Below are 600 nucleotides of genomic sequence, written 5' to 3' on the forward strand. Positions count from 1 at the left end.
AAATCTGATGTAAAATGATTCATAGGGAAGACCTCTTTCTTGTGAGTTGGTTGTGGTGACTTAATTCTACAAGAAAGGTCTTCCTTTTTGCTATTTATCTATTTACACAAGATATTTTACGCTCTCACTAATCCCAATTAACCTTAATTGATATAATGCTTTTGGAATAGTTAATTGTAATATACCAACAATCAGGCCAACAATACCAATTAATGTTATAGGACTCAAATAATCATCGCTCCCTTATAGGTTACCAACATCCCCATTTAAACATATCTATCCATTCCTGCGCATTCGGAGCACCTTCGTATGTGGGGTATATTACTGCATTTCCCCCAAGACCTATTGGGATATCAAATGAATATGAAAACTCCCTCAGATGAGATCGAAAAAAAGTAAATTTCAGCAGTAGCCCCAGCACCTCCTCTATCCAGGATTGAACAATAGAAGGCATACCCGGAACTTCACCCTTACCCTTTAATCCCTTTTTAATAGCCAGTTTAAAAAGCTGCTTGTAAGCTCCTAAGCTCAATGAGATGCTCCCAGTTGTCACACCGTCCCAGAAATCCGGGAATCCATTACTGATCTGCTCTTCCATAT

At 38.3% G+C, this 600-nt stretch carries 1 protein-coding gene; it reads right to left on the bottom strand.

Features of this window, described 5'->3' with window-relative positions:
- Positions 1-250 precede the first annotated feature (250 nt).
- Positions 251-600: hypothetical protein (locus tag ACFPXP_RS07935; RefSeq protein ID WP_379893705.1), on the bottom strand; the 350-nt coding region annotated here is incomplete at its 5' end.

The sequence above is a fragment of the Marinicrinis lubricantis genome (assembly GCF_042658665.1).
Lineage (GTDB): Bacteria > Bacillota > Bacilli > Paenibacillales > KCTC-33676 > Marinicrinis > Marinicrinis lubricantis.